Origin of the sequence: Streptomyces sp. S186 (assembly GCF_051603415.1) — a bacterium.
Taxonomy (GTDB): domain Bacteria; phylum Actinomycetota; class Actinomycetes; order Streptomycetales; family Streptomycetaceae; genus Streptomyces.
The window spans coordinates 3,934,111-3,951,324 of the sequence record NZ_CP193932.1 but is presented as its reverse complement, the minus strand read 5'-3'; the positions used below and the strand labels follow the sequence as shown (position 1 = coordinate 3,951,324).

The following is a 17,214-nucleotide window of genomic DNA, read 5'->3' as shown; positions in this document are numbered from 1 at the left end:
CCTCGCCGCGGAGCCCCCACGCCCAACAGCATCGGCCGGTGGTACTTCCCCTCCACCGCCCGGTGGACGACGGGGGTGGGGGTGGCCCTACCCCCCCCCGGCGTTCATCGCCACGGCTGAGGAACGTCGAAGGGCCCCACCGCGAACGGTGGGGCCCTTCGACAACGTGCCCGGTGAGAGCACTGGCGGAGGATACGAGATTCGAACTCGTGAGGGGTTGCCCCCAACACGCTTTCCAAGCGTGCGCCCTAGGCCACTAGGCGAATCCTCCGCCGCAAACAATACAAGACGTTGGGGAGTGCTCGCGAACATGATCCGGGGGAGGGGGTCGGGGCGAGGGTGGCGAGAGGGTGCGGGTCGTTTTCAGGGGGTGGGATCCGCTAATGTGGGGCGCAGCCCCTCACGTGGCGCTATCTGACTGAACTCCCCCAGGGCCGGAAGGCAGCAAGGGTAGGTCGGCTCTGGCGGGTGCGTGAGGGGCGCTTGCGTTTCCCGGCCCGAGGGGAGTCGAGGGCTCGGGGGCGGGTCGGTTGTCAGTGCGGCCCGATATCGTCGTATGCGTGTCGTCCCTTGCGCTGTACCGCCGCTACCGCCCCGAGACCTTCGCCGAGGTCATCGGGCAAGAGCACGTGACCGACCCGCTGCAGCAGGCGTTGCGGAACAACCGGGTCAACCACGCGTATCTGTTCAGCGGGCCGCGCGGCTGTGGCAAGACGACGAGCGCGCGGATCCTGGCGCGCTGTCTGAACTGTGAGGAAGGTCCCACTCCCACTCCGTGCGGGACGTGTCAGTCGTGTGTGGATCTCGCGCGGAACGGCCGGGGCTCGATCGATGTGATCGAGATCGACGCGGCGTCGCACGGTGGCGTCGACGACGCGCGTGAGCTGCGGGAGAAGGCGTTCTTCGGGCCGGCCAGCAGCCGGTACAAGATCTACATCATCGACGAGGCGCACATGGTGACCTCGGCGGGCTTCAACGCCCTGCTGAAGGTCGTCGAGGAGCCGCCGGAGCATCTGAAGTTCATCTTCGCCACGACCGAGCCGGAAAAGGTCATCGGGACGATCCGGTCGCGGACGCATCACTACCCGTTCCGGCTGGTGCCGCCGGGCACTCTGCGGGACTACCTCGCGGAGGTCTGCGGGCGGGAGGACATCCCGGTCGAGGACGGCGTGCTGCCGCTGGTGGTGCGGGCCGGGGCCGGCTCGGTGCGTGACTCGATGTCGGTGATGGACCAGCTGCTCGCCGGGGCCGGCGCGGACGGTGTGACATATGCCATGGCGACGTCGCTGCTGGGATACACCGACGGTTCGCTGCTGGACGCCGTCGTCGAGGCGTTCGCGGCGGGGGACGGAGCGGCGGCCTTCGAGGTCGTGGACCGGGTCATCGAGGGCGGGAACGATCCGCGGCGGTTCGTGGCCGATCTGCTGGAGCGGCTGCGGGACCTGGTGATCCTGGCGGCGGTGCCGGATGCGGGAGAGAAGGGGCTGATCGATGCCCCGGCCGATGTCGTGGAGCGGATGACGGCGCAGGCGTCGGTGTTCGGGGCGGCGGAGCTGAGCCGCGCCGCGGACCTGGTCAATGCGGGGCTGACGGAGATGCGCGGGGCGACCTCCCCGCGGCTCCAGCTGGAGCTGATCTGCGCCCGGGTGCTGCTGCCGGCGGCGTATGACGACGAGCGGTCGGTGCAGGCGCGGCTGGACCGCCTGGAGCGCGGCATCGGCGCGGGCGGGGCGGCGATGGCGCTGGGCGGCGGACCGGGGCCGGCCGGTGGCGTCGGTCCTGCGGGGGCCGTGATGGAGTCCGGTGGTCCCTCGGTGGCGTACGCGCCGGGGGCGGAGGCACATCCGCCGATGCCGGCCTCCGGGCCGTCCGGGCCGGCCGCGGCGCGGGCCGCGGTGCGGGGGACGACGGGCGCGGCCCCGTCGCCCGGCCCGGGTGCGGGGGCCGAGGCGGGCGCCGGTGGCTCCGCGGGGCCGGGGCCCTCTGCTCCTGCGGCTCCTGCTGCCCCCGTTGCCCCGGCGGGTTCCGGTGGTGCGGAAGCGCCGGCCGGGCCCGCGGACGCTTCGCAAGGCGGGGCGGCGCGGCCGGGTGCCTGGCCCGGTGGGACCCGTGGTCCCGGTGCGGCCGGCGCCGGGCAGGGTGCCGCCGCGCGGCAGCCCGGAAGCTGGCCGTCGGCCGTGGCACCGGGCCAGGGCGGACCGGCCGGGCAGACGGGTCAGGCAGGGCAGGCAGGGCAGGCAGCTCAGGCCGGGCAGAGTGGATCGGGCGGCCCGGGCGGCTCGGCTGGGCAGTCCGGGGCCGGGGCGCCTGCCGCGTCCGGGGCCGGTCCGGCCGGTGCGGCGGGCGGAGCGCCCGCTTCCGGTGCCGGGGGTGCCGCGGGGTCCGGGCAGGCGGGGGCCGGCGCGGCGGCGCAGGGCGCGGCGCAGGTGCGGCAGCTCTGGCCGCAGATCCTGGACGCGGTCAAGGGCCGGCGGCGCTTCACCTGGATCCTGCTGAGCCAGAACGCCCAGGTATCCGGCTTCGACGGCACCACCCTCCAGATCGGCTTCCCGAATGCCGGGGCCCGCGACAGCTTCGCCAACGGCGGCAGCGAGGACGTCCTCAAGGAGGTCCTCGCCGAGAACTTCCAGCTCCCGTGGCGGGTCGAGGCGATCGTCGATCCGTCCGGTGGCGCCAGTCCGCCGGCCGGCGGCGCCCGCGGCGGCGGGGGCGGCTTCGGTGGCGGCGCGAGCGGCGGATACGGCGGCGGGTCCGGTGCCCCGCAGCAGTCGGCGCCGCAGGCCCCGGCCCGGCAGAGCGCCCCGGCCCCGGAGCAGGGGCCGGGCGGGGGCAGCGGCCAGGGCGCCCGGATGGCGCGCGAGGCGGTGGCGTCGTCGCCGTCCACCGGCGGCGGTCAGGGCGGGCCCGCGGCCGAGCCCTCGTACACCGCGCCGGAGTCCTCGATGTCGATCGAGTACGACATGCCGGCGGAGGACGACCCGGATCTCGTCGACTCCGCGCTCAGCGGGCACGAGCTGATCGTGCGCGAGCTGGGGGCGACGGTCCTGGAGGAGTTCGACAACGAATAGTTCGACAACGCATAGCCGGTGGCGGGGCGTCACCGGGCGGACGCGCTGCGCGCGGCGCGGGGGCGGAGCGGCGGCGCCGGGCCCGTCCCAGGGGCGTACGGGGCACACCAGTGCTCCTCCCTGCGGTGTAGGGCGCCGGGCGCGGGAAACACGTAGGCTCGGGCTACCGCACAAACGTTGTCGTACGGCAGGAGTCATGTCGTGATCCCCGGTGGTCAGCCCAATATGCAGCAGCTGCTGCAGCAGGCCCAGAAGATGCAGCAGGACCTCGCGGCCGCCCAGCAGGAGCTGGCGGAGACGCCCGTGGAGGGTTCCGCGGGAGGCGGCCTGGTCAAGGCGACGGTGACGGGCTCCGGCGAGCTCCAGGGGCTGGTGATCGACCCGAAGGCGGTCGACACCGACTCCGCGGAGGAGACCGCCGAGACCCTCGCCGACCTCGTCCTCGCGGCGGTCCGCGACGCCAACGCCACCGCGCAGAAGCTCCAGCAGCAGAAGCTCGGCCCGCTCGCCCAGGCGCTGGGCGGCGGCGGTGGCGGCATCCCCGGTCTCCCCTTCTGAGGAACCTTTGGCCTCCCTTTCTGAGGAGTAGCCAACTAGCGTACGCAGCACGGCAGAAGAGAGAGAAGACGTTCCGTGTATGAAGGCGTGGTCCAGGACCTGATCGACGAGTTGGGCAGGCTGCCCGGCGTCGGTCCCAAGAGCGCGCAGCGGATCGCCTTCCACATTCTTCAGGCCGAGCCGACCGATGTCCGCCGGCTCGCGAACGCGCTGATGGAGGTGAAGGCGAAGGTCCGGTTCTGCAGCGTGTGCGGCAACGTCGCGCAGGAGGAGCAGTGCCGGGTCTGCCTTGACCCGCGGCGCGATCCGGCGGTCATCTGCGTCGTGGAGGAGCCCAAGGACGTCGTGGCGATCGAGCGGACGAGGGAGTTCCGCGGCCGCTACCACGTCCTCGGCGGCGCGATCAGTCCGATCGAGGGCGTCGGCCCCGACGACCTGCGGATACGGGAACTCCTGGCCCGGCTCGCGGACGGCACGGTCACCGAGCTGATCCTGGCCACCGACCCGAATCTGGAGGGCGAGGCCACGGCCACGTACCTTGCCCGCATGATCAAGCCGATGGGCCTCAAAGTGACGCGACTGGCCAGTGGGCTGCCGGTCGGAGGCGATCTGGAGTATGCCGACGAGGTCACGCTCGGGCGGGCCTTCGAAGGGAGGAGACTTCTCGATGTCTGACGCGACGCTCCACGACACGACACAGAACCCGGACGACTTCGCCGTTTCGATCTCCGACTCGATCGAGAGCTTCATCGTCGCGGTGACCGAGGTCGCCAAGGGCGACGAGCCGGACAGCGCGGTGCCCTTTCTGCTGCTGGAGATCTCCCAGCTGCTGCTCACGGGGGGCCGGCTGGGTGCGCACGAGGACATCGTTCCCGACGAGCGGTACGAGACGGACACCGGTCCGGAGCCGGACGTGGACGAGCTGCGCGAGCGGTTCGCGCGGCTGCTCGACCCGGTCGACGTCTACTCCGAGGTCTTCGATCCGTACGTGCCGCGCAGCGAGCCGGTGGCGTCCCGGATCTCCGACGACCTCGCCGACATCATCACCGACCTGCGGCACGGACTGGCGCACTACCGGGCGGGCCGGGTCACCGAGGCCCTGTGGTGGTGGCAGTTCTCCTACCTCTCCAACTGGGGCCCGACCGCCTCGGCGACCCTGCGGGCGCTGCAGTCGCTGGTCGCGCACGTACGCCTCGACCAGCCGCTGGACGCGCTGGACGGCCTGGACACCGACAGCGACGCCGCCGGGGACGAGGAGCGGCTCGCCGAGGAGGCGGGCAGGGTCATGGCGGCGGAGATCGCCGGGCCGCTGGGGCTGCACGGCGTGTGACCCGTCGTCGCCGCCGCGTATCCAAAACGGAATGCGGGTGTGACCTGGGTTACGTTTCCGTGTGCCCGGGGCCGGAGCGGGAAGGCGCACGCCGAGCCGGTGCGACGGAGCACCGCGCTGGACCGGCGAGGGACACGGAGTTCACGGGCCGCGTTCGGCGCGCTCATCGGGCGCCTTCCGCAAGGCCGACCCACGGTGGGCGCGTCGATCGGGACGCGCGTCCGGTGTCTCACGATGTGGTAGTAGCGGGGTGGATTCCGCCCGCTCGTTAGACTGAGCCGACCGCAGTACCCCCGTGTCCGGGGGTCCGGGAGGGACTCCCTCCCGCAGAGACAGTTGCGAGGAGCGCACGTGGGCCTTGTCGTGCAGAAGTACGGCGGCTCATCCGTTGCGGATGCCGAGGGCATCAAGCGCGTCGCCAAGCGAGTCGTCGAGGCCAAGAAGAACGGCAACCAGGTTGTCGTGGTGGTCTCGGCGATGGGCGACACGACGGACGAGCTGATCGATCTCGCGCAGGAAGTGTCCCCGATCCCGTCGGGGCGCGAGTTCGACATGCTGCTGACCGCCGGAGAGCGGATCTCCATGGCCCTGCTGGCGATGGCGATCAAAAACCTCGGCCATGAGGCGCAGTCCTTCACCGGCAGCCAGGCCGGTGTGATCACCGACTCCGTGCACAACAAGGCGCGGATCATCGACGTCACGCCGGGCCGCATCCAGACCTCCGTCGACGAGGGCAACATCGCCATCGTCGCCGGCTTCCAGGGTGTGTCCCAGGACAAGAAGGACATCACGACGCTGGGGCGCGGTGGTTCGGACACCACCGCGGTGGCGCTCGCCGCCGCCCTGAACGCCGATGTCTGCGAGATCTACACCGACGTGGACGGTGTCTTCACCGCCGACCCGCGGGTCGTGAAGAAGGCCCGGAAGATCGACTGGATCTCGTTCGAGGACATGCTGGAGCTGGCCAGTTCCGGCTCCAAGGTGCTGCTGCACCGGTGCGTCGAGTACGCACGCCGTTACAACATCCCGATCCACGTCCGCTCGTCCTTCTCGGGGCTGCGGGGCACGTGGGTCAGCAACGAACCGCAAGGGGACAGGCCGATGGAGCAGGCAATCATCTCGGGCGTCGCGCATGACACCTCCGAGGCGAAGGTCACGGTCGTCGGGGTCCCGGACAAGCCGGGCGAGGCCGCGCGGATCTTCCGTGCCATCGCCGACTCCGAGGTCAACATCGACATGGTCGTGCAGAACGTGTCGGCGGCCTCCACCGGCCTGACGGACATCTCCTTCACGCTGCCGAAGGCCGAGGGCCGCAAGGCCGTCGCGGCACTGGAGAAGACCCGCGCCGCGGTCGGCTTCGACTCGCTCCGCTACGACGACCAGATCGCCAAGATCTCGCTGGTCGGCGCCGGCATGAAGACCAACCCCGGCGTGACCGCGACGTTCTTCGAGGCGCTGTCGAACGCGGGCGTGAACATCGAGCTCATCTCGACCTCCGAGATCCGCATCTCGGTCGTCACCCGGGCCGATGACGTCAACGAGGCCGTCCAGGCGGTGCACAGCGCCTTCGGTCTCGACAGCGAGAGCGACGAGGCGATCGTCTACGGCGGCACCGGGCGATGATCCCGGCCGAGGCGGGCCGCCCGTCCCTCGCCGACACGGCCGGGACGGGGGCCCGCCCGGCCGCCAAGCCCCGTCTCGCGGTCGTCGGCGCCACCGGTGCCGTCGGCCGCGTTCTGCTCGGGATCCTCTCCGAGCGGGCGGATGTCTGGGGCGAGATCCGGTTGATCGCCGCTCCCCGGTCCGCCGGCCGCAAGCTGACGGTGCGCGGTGAGGAGGCCGAGGTCCTCGCGGCGAGCGAGGAAGCCTTCGACGGCGTCGACGTCGCGATGTTCGTCGTGCCGGACGAGGTCGCCGCGCGATGGGTGCCGGTCGCGGTCTCCAAGGGCGCGGTGGCGGTGGACAATTCGGGCACGTTCCGTTCGGACCCGGACGTGCCGCTGGTGGTGCCCGAGGTCAACGCGTGCGCGGCGCGGATCCGGCCCCGCGGCATCATCGCCAACCCGGCCTGCACCACGCTGTCGATGATCGTCGTTCTCGGCGCACTGCACGCCGAGTACGGGCTGAGCGAACTGGTCGTCTCCTCGTACCAGGCGGCGTCCGAGGCCGGGCAGGCCGGCACCGACACGCTGCGGGCGCAGCTCTCGGCGGTGTCCGGTACGGAGCTGGGCACCGCGCCGGGCGATGTCCGGCGGGCGGTCGGCGACACCCTCGGGCCGTTCCCGGCGCCGCTCGCCCTCAACGTCGTGCCGTGGGCCGGTGCGCTCCGGGCGGACGGCTGGTCCTCGGCGGAGCTGACGATCCGGGAGGAGTCCCGGAAGGTGCTGGGGCTGCCCGAGCTGCCGGTCACCGCGACCTGTGTGCGGGTGCCGGTGCTCACCGCGCACTCGATGGCCGTGCACGCGCGCTTCGAGAACGAGGTCACGGTCGCCGGGGCGCACGAGATCCTGGCGGCCGCGCCCGGGGTCGTGCTGTTCGACGATCCGGCGGAGGACGCGTATCCGACCCCGTCGGACGTGGCCGGCACGGATCCGACGTGGGTGGGCCGGGTCCGGCGGTCGCTGGACGACCCCCGGGCGCTGGAGCTCTTCGTGTGCGGTGACAACCTGCGCAAGGGCGCGGCCCTGAACATGGCCCAGATCGGGGAGTTGGTGGCGGGGGAGCTGCGGGGCGCGGAGGAGTAAGGGGAAGGGGCGTGGCGAGTATGCGGTGCGGTGGGCTGGTTCCCCAAGGGACGCGGAAGTTGGGGAGAGTGGCTGCGGAGGGGTGCCCCCCTGCGAGATGATTTGTGGGACGTGTGAAGATTTCGTGTGTGGAGTGCTGGTCCGGACCACTTGATCTGGGCTGATGTTCTGTTCGATCATTCGCTTCCCGCGGTGCTGCAACCGGCGGGCGGTAGCCGGCGTCTTTCCGGGTCACCCCCTGGGGTGGCCCGCGGCACGCGCGGACCGCTTCCGGGGCCCTGGGGTGGCGGAACGATTGCGTCAGGGCAGTCGTATCAGGGCAATTGGGGTACTTGGGAAGAGCTGGTACGCATGAGGGCATTTGACGCATCGCCACAAGCGGTGCCTTGCGCGTACAACCCTTTTGGGGGGAAGCGTGTCCAACAGGCGTGGCAGAGGTACTCGGATTCACCATCGCCCCGGCGGGAGCGGCAGGCGCGGCAGTGCGCCCGCGCCCACGGGTTTCCGGGGGCATGCCGGTGATCGCCCCCTGGTCCGCCGCGCGCCCCGCGCAGCTCTCGACGCAGCGTGGGGACACTGACGACGCGATGGCAGCCGGCACCACAGTCGACCACCTCACCGAGACCTATCGCGCGCACTACCGCTCGCTCCTCGGCCTGGCGGCGCTGCTCCTCGACGACACGGCCTCCTGCGAGGACGTCGTACAGGAAGCCTTCATCCGCGTGCACTCCGCCCGCGGCCGGGTGCGCGATCCCGAAAAGACCCTGGCCTACCTGCGACAGACGGTCGTCAACCTCTCGCGCTCCGCGCTGCGCCGCCGCATCCTCGGGCTGAAGCTGCTCTCCAAGCCCATGCCCGACATGGCGAGCGCCGAGGAGGGCGCATACGACCTGCTGGAGCGGGACCAGCTCATCAAGGCGATGCGCGGGCTGCAGCGCCGCCAGCGCGAGGTGCTGGTGCTCCGCTACTTCGCCGATATGACGGAGGCTCAGGTCGCCGAGACGCTGGGCATATCGCTGGGCTCGGTCAAGGCGTACGGCTCGCGGGGAATCGCGGCGCTGCGCGTCGCCATGGAGGCTCCGGCGTGAGTGCGGCAAGGCCCGACCGGGGAAACACCGGGCACGACGGGGGCGACTGGGGCGACCGGGGCGCGGACGAGGCCCGGGGCGACCGGGGCAGACGGAGCGGCGAGACCGGTCGGGGGGCCGGCTTCGAGGGTGCCGGTTTCGGCGAGGGCGGTTCCGACGACGCCGGTTTCGGCGGCGAGGACGAGCTGCGGCGGCTGCTGCAGACCACCGTCGCCGACCTGGAGCCCGCGCCGGACGCGCTGGAGCAGCTGCGGCGGGCGGTCCCGGCGCGGCGCCAGCGGCGGCGCCATGCCCTGGTGGGCGCGGCCGCCGCGCTGCTGCTCGGCGGTACGGCGGTCCCGGCGATGGTGCATGTCGCGAGCTTCGACGACGCCCCCGGCGACCGTCCGGCCAACGCCGCGAGCAGCCGGAGCGCCGACCAGCAGGACACCAGCGGCGCGCACGGCGAGGGCACCGAACGGTCCGGCACCCGGCCCACCGGCGCGGACGGCCGGACGCCCGGCCCCGGGCGGCCGTCGGGCAAGGAGGGCAAGGGCGCCGCGACACCGGGTGCGGAACCCGTCCCCGGCGCCGGTACGCCCGCTCCCGACACGACCATGGACGTCACCTCGCCGGTCTGCGCACGCGACCAGCTCGGCAAGGGGACCGCGACGGTCGGCCCGGCCGACTCCGCGGGCCGGGTCTACGGCGCGTTCCGGGTGGTGAACACCTCCGGCGCGGCGTGTTCCGTCGAGGGCGGCGGGACCGTGGACTTCGCCCCGCAGGGCGCCACCAAGGCCGACAAGATCCATGTCGTCGACCACACCTCCGGTGACGACGCCACCGGCCTGCCGGACCCGGCGACCACGCCCAGCCAGCTGGTGCTGAAGCCGGGGCAGGCGTACGAGGTCAAGTTCGCCTGGATTCCGGCGGCGGGCGGCGGCACGTCCGGATGCGTCAGCCCGGGGCCGTCGCCGTCGCCCGACCCGTCCAAGGCGCCGGGGGAGTCGCCGGGCGCCGCGGCGTCGGCGAGCGGCAGCGGCACCGGCACCGGCGGTCAGGCCGGTGGCACCGAAGGCTCCGCGGACGGTGGCGCGGCGGCCGGCGGCGTGGTCCTGACCCATACGCCGGAGGCGGGCCAGCCCGTCGCGGCCGACGCCAAGCTCACGGACGCCTGCTCGGGCACGGTGTACCGCACGAGCCCGCTCGCGGCTCCTTAGGGCGGGTCGTTCCCGACGGCCCCGGTGCCGGGGCCGGAGCGGTGGCGGGAGGGGGCGGTGCGGCCGTGCGGCGCGGGCCCCGTACCGTTGGTGGGGTGTACCGGTTCCTGCTGACCCCGCGGTGGTGGGGAATCAACGTCTTCGCCGTGCTGGCGATCCCCTTCTGCATCTTCATGGGCAGTTGGCAGCTGAGCCGTTTCGACGCCCGGGTCGCCTCGCACCAGCAGCAGGAGAACCGATCCGCCGACGCGAAGGCCGCCGCTCCCCGGCCGCTGGACAGTCTGCTGCCGGTCGACCAGGTCACCTCCGGTCACCAGGCCACCGCCCGCGGCCGTTACGACGCCGGGCACCAGTTTCTGGTCCCCGGCCGCACCCTCCAGGGCGACCACGGCGACCAGCAGGGCTTCTACGTCCTGACCCTGCTGCGCACGGACAGCGGCAAGGCCCTCCCGGTCGTCCGCGGCTGGCTGCCCGGCGACCCGGACGCCAAGGCCGACGCGGCCAGGGTGCCGGCGCCGCCGGCGGGCACGGTCACCGTGACCGGGGCGCTGCAGGCGTCGGAGAACCAGGGCACGGCCGGGGTCAGGGCGGGCGGCGGGCTGCCGGCGGGACAGCTCGGCATGATCAGCGCGGCGTCGCTGGTGAACCTCGTGCCGTACGGCGTCTATGACGCGTGGATCACGCTCAGCGACCCGCCGGCGCCGCTGCGCGCCGTTCCGCCGGCCGCCGCGCAGGGCAGCGGCCTGGACATGAAGGCGTTCCAGAACCTCGGTTACACGGGCGAGTGGTTCGTCTTCGCGGGCTTTGTGCTCTTCATGTGGTTCCGCCTGGTCCGCCGCGAGGCCGAGGCCGCCAAGGACGCCGCCCTGGGCATCCTCCCGGAGGGGACACCAGGGACGGCGGCCGGCGGGGGCGTGGCCGCGGAGGGTGCGGCAACCGAGGGTGCGGCGCCGGAGGGTGTGGCTCCGGAGGGTGTGGCTCCGGAGGGTGTGGCCGGGGACGGAGTCCCGGCGGGGAAGTAGGCCCCGGGGGGCTTCCCCTCTCCTCCCCCCCCGGCCCCCCGCCCCCGCCTCCCCCCCCGCACCGCTACTGCGTGGACTGCGGGGCGTGACGGGGCAAGTTGAGGTAGCGCTGGGCGAAGTCGAGTTCCAGGCGGACCTGTTTGATGCGTTCCTCGACGACGAGGGAGCCGTGGCCGGCGTCGTAGCGGTAGACCTCGTGCGGGTGGGCGCGCTGTTCCAGGCGCTGGACGTAGTTCTCGATCTGCCGGATCGGGCAGCGGGGGTCGTTGACGCCGGCGGAGATGTAGACGGGGGCCCGCACGGCGTCGACGTACGTCAGCGGGGAGGACGCCTCGAAGCGCTCGGGGACCTCCTCCGGCGTGCCGCCCAGGAGGGTGCGGTCCATGGCCTTCAGCGCCTCCATCTCGTCGTGGTACGCCGTGACGTAGTCCGCCACCGGGACCGCGGCCAGCCCGAGCGCCCAGGCGTCCGGCTGGGCGCCCAGGCCCAGCAGCGTCAGATAGCCGCCCCAGGAGCCGCCGGCGAGCACCAGCCGCTCCGGGTCCGCGAGACCGGAGGCGACGGCCCACTCCCGCACCGCGGCGATGTCCTCCAGCTCGATCAGCCCGACGCGGTGCTTGAGCGCGTCCGTCCAGGCGCGGCCGTAGCCCGTCGAGCCGCGGTAGTTGACGCGGACGACCGCGAAGCCGTGGTCCACCCAGGCGGCCGGCGACGAGGCGAAGGAGTCGCTGTCGTGCCAGGTCGGGCCGCCGTGGATGTCGAAGACGGTGGGGAAGGGCCCCGGGCCGGGGGGCTGCTGCACCAGGGCGTGGATGCGGCCGCCGGGGCCGTCCACCCAGGCGTCCGTCACCGGGACCGAGCCGGGGGCCTTCATCCCGGGCGGGTCCAGGACGACGGTGCCGTCCGTCGACCACACCTCCGGCGGCTGGGCGGCGGACGACCACAGGAACTCCACCGTCCCGTCGGGGCGGGCGGTGGCGCCCGAGACCGTGCCCACAGGAGTCTCGACCCGGCTCAGGCGGCCGGCCGGGGCGTCGGCTCCGGTGTCCGTGCCGGACGGCGGGGTGCCGAGGTCGTAGCGCCACAGCTCGCTGCGGGCCTGGTAGGCGTGCTCCACCAGTAGCGCCGAGCCGTCCGGATACCAGTCGGCGCCGACGTCGCCGGGCAGGTCGATCTCCAGGGCCGTCTCCACGCCCGTCAGCGGGTCCCAGATCATCGGCTCCCAGTGGCCCCGCCGTTGGTGCCCCACCAGCAGTCGGCTGTCGCCGTCCACCGGCGCGAAGCCCATCACCGACAGGCCCAGCTCCTCCGTGCCGCCGTTGGTGTCGTCCAGCTCGGCGACGGTCGAGCCGTCGGGGCGGACGACGCGGATGGCGGAGTGCATGGCGTCGCCGTGCTCGGTGTGCTCGATGGCGATCAGCGAGCCGTCGTGGGAGAGATCGCCGACGCCCGCCGACTCGCGGTGGCGGTAGATCTCCACCGGCTTCTCCCCGGGCCGTACGACGTGGACCGTCGAGCCGTCCTCGTCGGTGGAGCGGCCGATCACGGCCGTGCCGTCCCGGTTGAGGGCCAGGCCGCCCGGGTACGAGGCGTCGAGGCCCGGTGCGGCGGGCTCGTCCGGGCCGCCGGCGAACGGCTGGCGCATCCAGATGCCGAACTCGTCCCCGTCGGTGTCCGAGAACCACCAGATCCACTCGCCGTCCGGCGAGAGCGTGCCGTCGGTGGTGCCGTGCGGGCGGTCGGTGGCCTGGCGCCGGGTGCCGGTCGCGCGGTCCCAGGCGTAGAGCTCGAAGGTGCCGGTGGCGTTCGAGACGAACAGGGAGCGGTCCGGGGCGTATTCGGCCCACTCCGGCAGGCCGATCCGCGGGGCGCGGAAGCGCTTCTCCCAGTCCGGCATGGCGGCGTCGGCGGAACGGGGGAGGGCGGGGGGGGGGGCGGGGGGGGTGCGGCCGGGGCCTGTGGTCTCGTCAGTCATGGGGCCATTCTGCGCCCGGCGGGGAAATTTCCGTTGGCGAGGCCGGCGGGCTGTGGATAACTTCGGCCCATGCGAGAACGGACCGGTCCCGACGGCTGGCGCGAGGCGAACCGCGCGCGGTGGGACGAGCGCGTCGCCCTCCACACCGCCAGCGATTACTACGACCAGGACACCTTCCGGCGGACCCGGGACGTGATCCGCGACTTCGAGGCAGCGGAGGTCGGCGACGTCACCGGCCGGAGCCTGCTCCATCTCCAGTGCCACTTCGGCCAGGACACGCTGTCCTGGGCGCACCGCGGCGCCGCCCGGGTCGTCGGCCTCGACTTCTCCGAACGAGCCGTCGAGGCCGCCCGCGACCTGGCCGCCGAACTCGGCTACGGCCCGGACCGCGCGGCCTTCGTCGCCGCCGACGTCTACGACGCCGCCGAGGCGGTGCCCGACCCCGCGTACGACATCGTCTACACCGGCATCGGGGCGGTGAACTGGCTTCCGGACCTGGTCGGTTGGGCCGAGACCGCCGCGTCGCTGGTCGCGCCCGGCGGATTTCTCTATCTCGCCGAATTCCATCCGCTGGGCGATGTGCTGGACGAGGAGACCGGTTCGCGCGTCGTCCACGACTACTTCCGCAGCGCGGCGTGGGACGAGGAAACCCCCGGCAGTTACACGGACTTCGAGGCGCCGACGGTCCACAACAGGAGCGTGGAGTGGCAGCACTCCCTGGGGGACGTGGTCAGCGCGGTGGCGGGGGCCGGGCTGCGCGTCGAGTTCCTGCACGAGCACGACGTGACGCTGTTCCAGCGCTTCGGCGCGCTGCGGCGGGGCGAGGACGGCTACTACCGTTTCCCGGCCGACCGGCCGCGCATGCCGCTGATGTATTCCCTGAAGGCGACGAAGCCGGCCTGAGGGGGCGGCGGGCCCGCGCGGGCCCGCCGGAGGCGCGCCGCGCCCGGCCGGTTAGTGTGGCGGCCTGCCGGGCCGGATGTGCCGGCCCGTTCGACGACGGGGGGTTCCGTGCGGGGACGCGGACGGATAGCCGGCGCCGTGGGCGCGGGCGTGCTCATGCTGCTGGTCGCGGGATGCGGCGGGGCGTCCGGTGGCAGGGCGAAGCCGGGGGCGTCGCCCGCCGTGGTGCCCGCCAAGCCGCTGCCGATGGAGTCCGCGGCCCGCACCGGCACCTGGACGGGCTCCGACCACAAGGCACACCCGCTGCGGCTCAAGCCCACCCGGCTGGCCGCCGGCCACCCCTCGGACCTCTCCCACATCCGGCTGGACGACAGCCTCAAGGGGCTGGTCCCGTACTACCTCACCGTCTCCTACACCAACACCGGGAAGGGGACGGTGAGCGGGCTGTACCCGGAGCGGAACTTCTCCGTCAACGGGGTGGACGGGCAGGCCGGCGAGCAGGTCTCGCTGTTCCGGACCAACCCGCTGGCCACCGGCAACGGTCTGCCGCCCGAGTGCCAGGAGTCCGGCAAGACGACGCTGGCCGCCGGCGAGACCTCGGCGGTCTGCCAGATCTTCATGCTGCCCAAGGGGCTGAAGCCGGGGAACGTCTCCTACAAGGACGACGGCGGGGACACCCTGCTGTGGCAGATCGGCGGCGCGCAGCAGGGCGCGGCCGGGGTGCTGCCCCCGCACAAGCCCGCCGACGTGGTCACCACCGACAGCGACCGCCGCACGGCGACCGCCCTGGCCACCCCGAAGAGCGTCCGCACCGGTTCCCTGGACGACCTGAGCCGCTTCGACCTGGGCGCGGACGAGAAGCAGCTCGTCCCGTACTACGTGACGGTGGTGTACCGGAACACCGGCCGGAACGACCTCCTCCCGAGCCTCAACGACGGCCTGACGCTGACCGGTGTCAGCGGCCGGCAGGCGCGGAAGATGACCCTGCTGGACATCGGCGGCCCCGGGGTGCCGCAGTGCCCCGAGGCGGTCCCGTACAAGATGCTCAAGCCGGGTGCCACGGTGACCGAGTGCACCATCCACATGCTGCCCAAGGGCGACCCGCCGGCGTCGCTGACCTTCGAGGGCAGCGGTGACGGTGCGCGCCCGGTCAGCTGGCGGGCGACGGCGGAAGACGAGAAGTAGGAGGCCGCCCGGGACGAGGGCCGCCGGCGCTCCGCCGGCTACTCTCCGGCCACCGCCCCGCGCCGCTCCAGCAGCGGCCCGAAGTCCGGGTCGCGTCCCAGCACCGCGCGGAACGCCGCCATCGGGTCGACGCTGTTGCCCCGGCTGAGGAGTTCCCGTCGGAAGATCTCGCCGCTCTCGCGGACCGTCCGGCCGTTCTCGCGGAACCAGCGCACGGTGTCCGCGTCCAGGACTTCCGCCCAGCGGTATCCGTAGTAGCCGGCCGCGTAGCCGCCGCCGAAGACATGGGCGAAGTAGCCCGTCCGGTAACGGGGCGGGATCGCCGGGTGGGCCAGGCCGTGGCGCTCCAGGGCGGCGGTCTCGAACGCCGCCACGCCGTCCGCCGTGGGGAGTTCGCCGGCGGGCAGGGTGTGCCAGGCCCAGTCCAGCACGGCCGCGGCGAGATGCTCGACGCTGTCGAACCCCTCGCCGAACCGTTCCGCCTCCCGCAGCCTGGCCGGGAGTTCGGGCGGCATCGGCTCCCCGGTGCGGTGGTGCCGGGCATAACGGGCCAGCACCTCCGGCCACTCCGCCCACATCTCGTTCACCTGCGAGGGGAACTCCACGAAGTCGCGCGGCACTTCGGTGCCGGCCAGCGTGGGGTAGCGCACGCCGGAGAAGAGCCCGTGCAGCGCGTGCCCGAACTCGTGGAAGAGCGTGGTGACCTCGCTCCAGTTCAGGAGCACCGGCTCGCCCGCCGCCGGTTTGGCGATGTTGAGGTTGTTGACCACCACGGGCCGCTCCCCCAACAGGTGCGACTGGGTGACCAGTTCGTTCATCCAGGCGCCGCCCCGCTTGGACTCCCGGGCGTGGAAGTCGCCGACGTACAGGCCGAGGGGGCCGCCGTCGGCGTCGTGCACCTCGAAGACCCGGGCGTCCGGGTGGTACGCGACCAGATCGGGCCGCTCGGTGAAGGTGATCCCGTACACCAGGGTCGCGGCGTGGAAGACACCGTCCCGCAGCACCGCCTCCAGCTCCAGATAGGGGCGGAGCGCGGCCGCGTCGAGGTCGAACCGCTCCCGCCGCACCCGCTCGGCGTGGAACTGCCAGTCGGCCGCGCCGACCTCCGGGACGCCGGCGGCCGCCGCCAGCGCCGCGGCCTCCCGCGCGGCGTTCGCCAGCGCCGGCCCGATCAGCTTCCCGAACATCTCCTCCACGGCGCCGGTCGTCCCCGCGGTCTGGTCGGCGACCTGCCAGGACGCGTGGCTGGGGTGGCCGAGGAGGGCGGCGCGCTCGGCCCGCAGCCGGGCCACGGAGACCGCGACGGCCCCGTTGGCGGCCGAGCCCCGCCCCATGGACGCGGCCAGCAGCCGCTCGCGCAGCGCCGGGTCCTCCAGGGCGGCGAGCTGCGGCTGGTTGGTGAAGTTCAGCAGGCTCAGCGCGAACGCGCCGGGGTGCCCCAGGGACCGGGCGTTCTCGGCGGCCGCGGCGATCGCGTCGTCGGGCAGCCCGGCCAGCTCCTCGGCGCGGTCCACGACCAGCGCGGCCGCCGCCGTGTCGGCCCGCAGATTGCGCCGGAACTCGGTGCACAGGGCGGCGATCTCGGCGTTCAGCTCGCGCAGCCGCCGCTGCTGCTCCGGGGCCAGCCGCGCCCCGGCCCGCACCCGCGCGGTGTACCGGCGCTCCAGCAGCCGCAGCTGCTCCCCGTCCAGCCCGAGCCCCGCCCGCCCCTCGTAGAGCGTCTCCAGACGGGCGAACAGGGCCGGGTCCAGCAGCAGGGCGTCCTCGTGGGCCGCCAGCCGCGGCACGATCTCGGCCTCCAGTTCCTGCGTGGCCTCGTCGGTGTCCGCGTTCGCCTTGTTGAAGAACACCGCGGAGACCCGTCGCAGCACCGCGCCGCTGCGCTCCAGCGCCACCACGGTGTTCTCGAACGTCGGTGGTTCGGGGCGGTCGCCGATGGCGGCCACCTCGGCCAGCTGCTCGGCGATGCCCCGCTCGAAGGCGGGCCGGAAGTGCTCGTGCCGGATACGGGCGAAGGGCGGGAGCCCGTAGGGCAGTTCACTCGCCGAGAAGAAGGGATTCGCCGCCGCGGCCGTCGCCTCACTCGGACTCGTCTCGGAACTCTTCGCAGAAGTCACGTGGACCGACCCTACGCGCGTCGCC

At 73.1% G+C, this 17,214-nt stretch carries 13 protein-coding genes, 1 tRNA gene and 1 other RNA gene; 12 read left to right on the top strand and 3 right to left on the bottom strand.

Going from position 1 to position 17,214, the window contains the following annotated elements; genetic code table 11:
• Positions 1-183 precede the first annotated feature (183 nt).
• Positions 184-271 (bottom strand) — tRNA-Ser (locus ACRAS8_RS16830).
• Positions 272-391: 120 nt separating this feature from the next.
• On the opposite strand from ACRAS8_RS16830, the gene ffs reads away from it, so the two are divergent.
• From ffs to ACRAS8_RS16780, 10 genes are all read left to right on the top strand, one after another.
• An RNA gene (gene ffs / locus ACRAS8_RS16825) (signal recognition particle sRNA small type) lies at positions 392-490 on the top strand.
• A 70-nt stretch (positions 491-560) separates the two neighbouring features.
• Entirely contained in the window at positions 561-3,068 is a 2,508-nt protein-coding gene (locus ACRAS8_RS16820; protein WP_438486851.1) for a DNA polymerase III subunit gamma and tau, read from the top strand.
• Positions 3,069-3,269: 201 nt separating this feature from the next.
• Positions 3,270-3,626, top strand: coding sequence for a YbaB/EbfC family nucleoid-associated protein (locus tag ACRAS8_RS16815; RefSeq protein WP_078507861.1), 357 nt, complete (start codon positions 3,270-3,272; stop codon positions 3,624-3,626).
• 75 nt (positions 3,627-3,701) lie between these two features.
• Complete coding sequence (recR, locus tag ACRAS8_RS16810; protein WP_067348681.1) at positions 3,702-4,301, top strand: recombination mediator RecR; 600 nt, start codon at positions 3,702-3,704, stop codon at positions 4,299-4,301.
• On the top strand, positions 4,294-4,956 hold the full coding sequence (locus tag ACRAS8_RS16805) for a DUF5063 domain-containing protein (protein ID WP_438486850.1): 663 nt from the start codon (positions 4,294-4,296) through the stop codon (positions 4,954-4,956). The genes recR and ACRAS8_RS16805 overlap by 8 nt, the downstream gene beginning before the upstream one ends.
• A gap of 351 nt (positions 4,957-5,307) precedes the next feature.
• Positions 5,308-6,579 (top strand): aspartate kinase, encoded by a 1,272-nt coding sequence (locus ACRAS8_RS16800; protein WP_438486849.1) that lies wholly within the window; start codon positions 5,308-5,310, stop codon positions 6,577-6,579.
• Positions 6,576-7,700 (top strand): aspartate-semialdehyde dehydrogenase, encoded by a 1,125-nt coding sequence (locus ACRAS8_RS16795; RefSeq protein ID WP_438486848.1) that lies wholly within the window; start codon positions 6,576-6,578, stop codon positions 7,698-7,700. The genes ACRAS8_RS16800 and ACRAS8_RS16795 overlap by 4 nt, the downstream gene beginning before the upstream one ends.
• Positions 7,701-8,212: 512 nt before the next feature.
• Positions 8,213-8,788: a SigE family RNA polymerase sigma factor gene (locus ACRAS8_RS16790; RefSeq protein WP_018536550.1), complete on the top strand. Its 576-nt coding sequence runs from the start codon at positions 8,213-8,215 to the stop codon at positions 8,786-8,788.
• Positions 8,785-9,987: a hypothetical protein gene (locus tag ACRAS8_RS16785; RefSeq protein ID WP_438486847.1), complete on the top strand. Its 1,203-nt coding sequence runs from the start codon at positions 8,785-8,787 to the stop codon at positions 9,985-9,987. The genes ACRAS8_RS16790 and ACRAS8_RS16785 overlap by 4 nt, the downstream gene beginning before the upstream one ends.
• Positions 9,988-10,082: 95 nt before the next feature.
• Positions 10,083-11,009, top strand: coding sequence for an SURF1 family protein (locus ACRAS8_RS16780; protein ID WP_438486846.1), 927 nt, complete (start codon positions 10,083-10,085; stop codon positions 11,007-11,009).
• A 64-nt stretch (positions 11,010-11,073) separates the two neighbouring features.
• Here the strand turns inward: ACRAS8_RS16780 and ACRAS8_RS16775 are convergent, their stop codons facing one another.
• Positions 11,074-12,906, bottom strand: a complete 1,833-nt coding sequence (locus ACRAS8_RS16775) for a S9 family peptidase (protein ID WP_438490509.1) — start codon at positions 12,904-12,906, stop codon at positions 11,074-11,076.
• A gap of 147 nt (positions 12,907-13,053) precedes the next feature.
• On the opposite strand from ACRAS8_RS16775, the gene ACRAS8_RS16770 reads away from it, so the two are divergent.
• Together ACRAS8_RS16770 and ACRAS8_RS16765 are read left to right on the top strand one after the other, a co-directional pair.
• Positions 13,054-13,887 (top strand): class I SAM-dependent methyltransferase, encoded by an 834-nt coding sequence (locus ACRAS8_RS16770; RefSeq protein WP_438486845.1) that lies wholly within the window; start codon positions 13,054-13,056, stop codon positions 13,885-13,887.
• Positions 13,888-13,995: 108 nt separating this feature from the next.
• A complete protein-coding gene (locus tag ACRAS8_RS16765) occupies positions 13,996-15,072 on the top strand; it encodes a hypothetical protein (RefSeq protein WP_438486844.1) in 1,077 nt (358 codons plus the stop codon).
• Between the two features lie 38 nt (positions 15,073-15,110).
• On the opposite strand, the gene ACRAS8_RS16760 is transcribed toward ACRAS8_RS16765, so the two are convergent.
• A complete protein-coding gene (locus tag ACRAS8_RS16760) occupies positions 15,111-17,189 on the bottom strand; it encodes a M3 family metallopeptidase (protein WP_438486843.1) in 2,079 nt (692 codons plus the stop codon).
• Positions 17,190-17,214 lie beyond the last annotated feature (25 nt).

What these genes read in the sequence shown, in the direction of transcription:
- ACRAS8_RS16805 (WP_438486850.1), top strand. Translation starts at nt 4,294, where the DNA reads ATGTCTGACGCGACGCTCCACGACACGACACAGAACCCGGACGACTTC.
- ACRAS8_RS16795 (WP_438486848.1), top strand. Translation starts at nt 6,576, where the DNA reads ATGATCCCGGCCGAGGCGGGCCGCCCGTCCCTCGCCGACACGGCCGGG.
- ACRAS8_RS16790 (WP_018536550.1), top strand. Translation starts at nt 8,213, where the DNA reads ATGCCGGTGATCGCCCCCTGGTCCGCCGCGCGCCCCGCGCAGCTCTCG.
- ACRAS8_RS16775 (WP_438490509.1), bottom strand. Translation starts at nt 12,906, where the DNA reads ATGCCGGACTGGGAGAAGCGCTTCCGCGCCCCGCGGATCGGCCTGCCG.
- ACRAS8_RS16770 (WP_438486845.1), top strand. Translation starts at nt 13,054, where the DNA reads ATGCGAGAACGGACCGGTCCCGACGGCTGGCGCGAGGCGAACCGCGCG.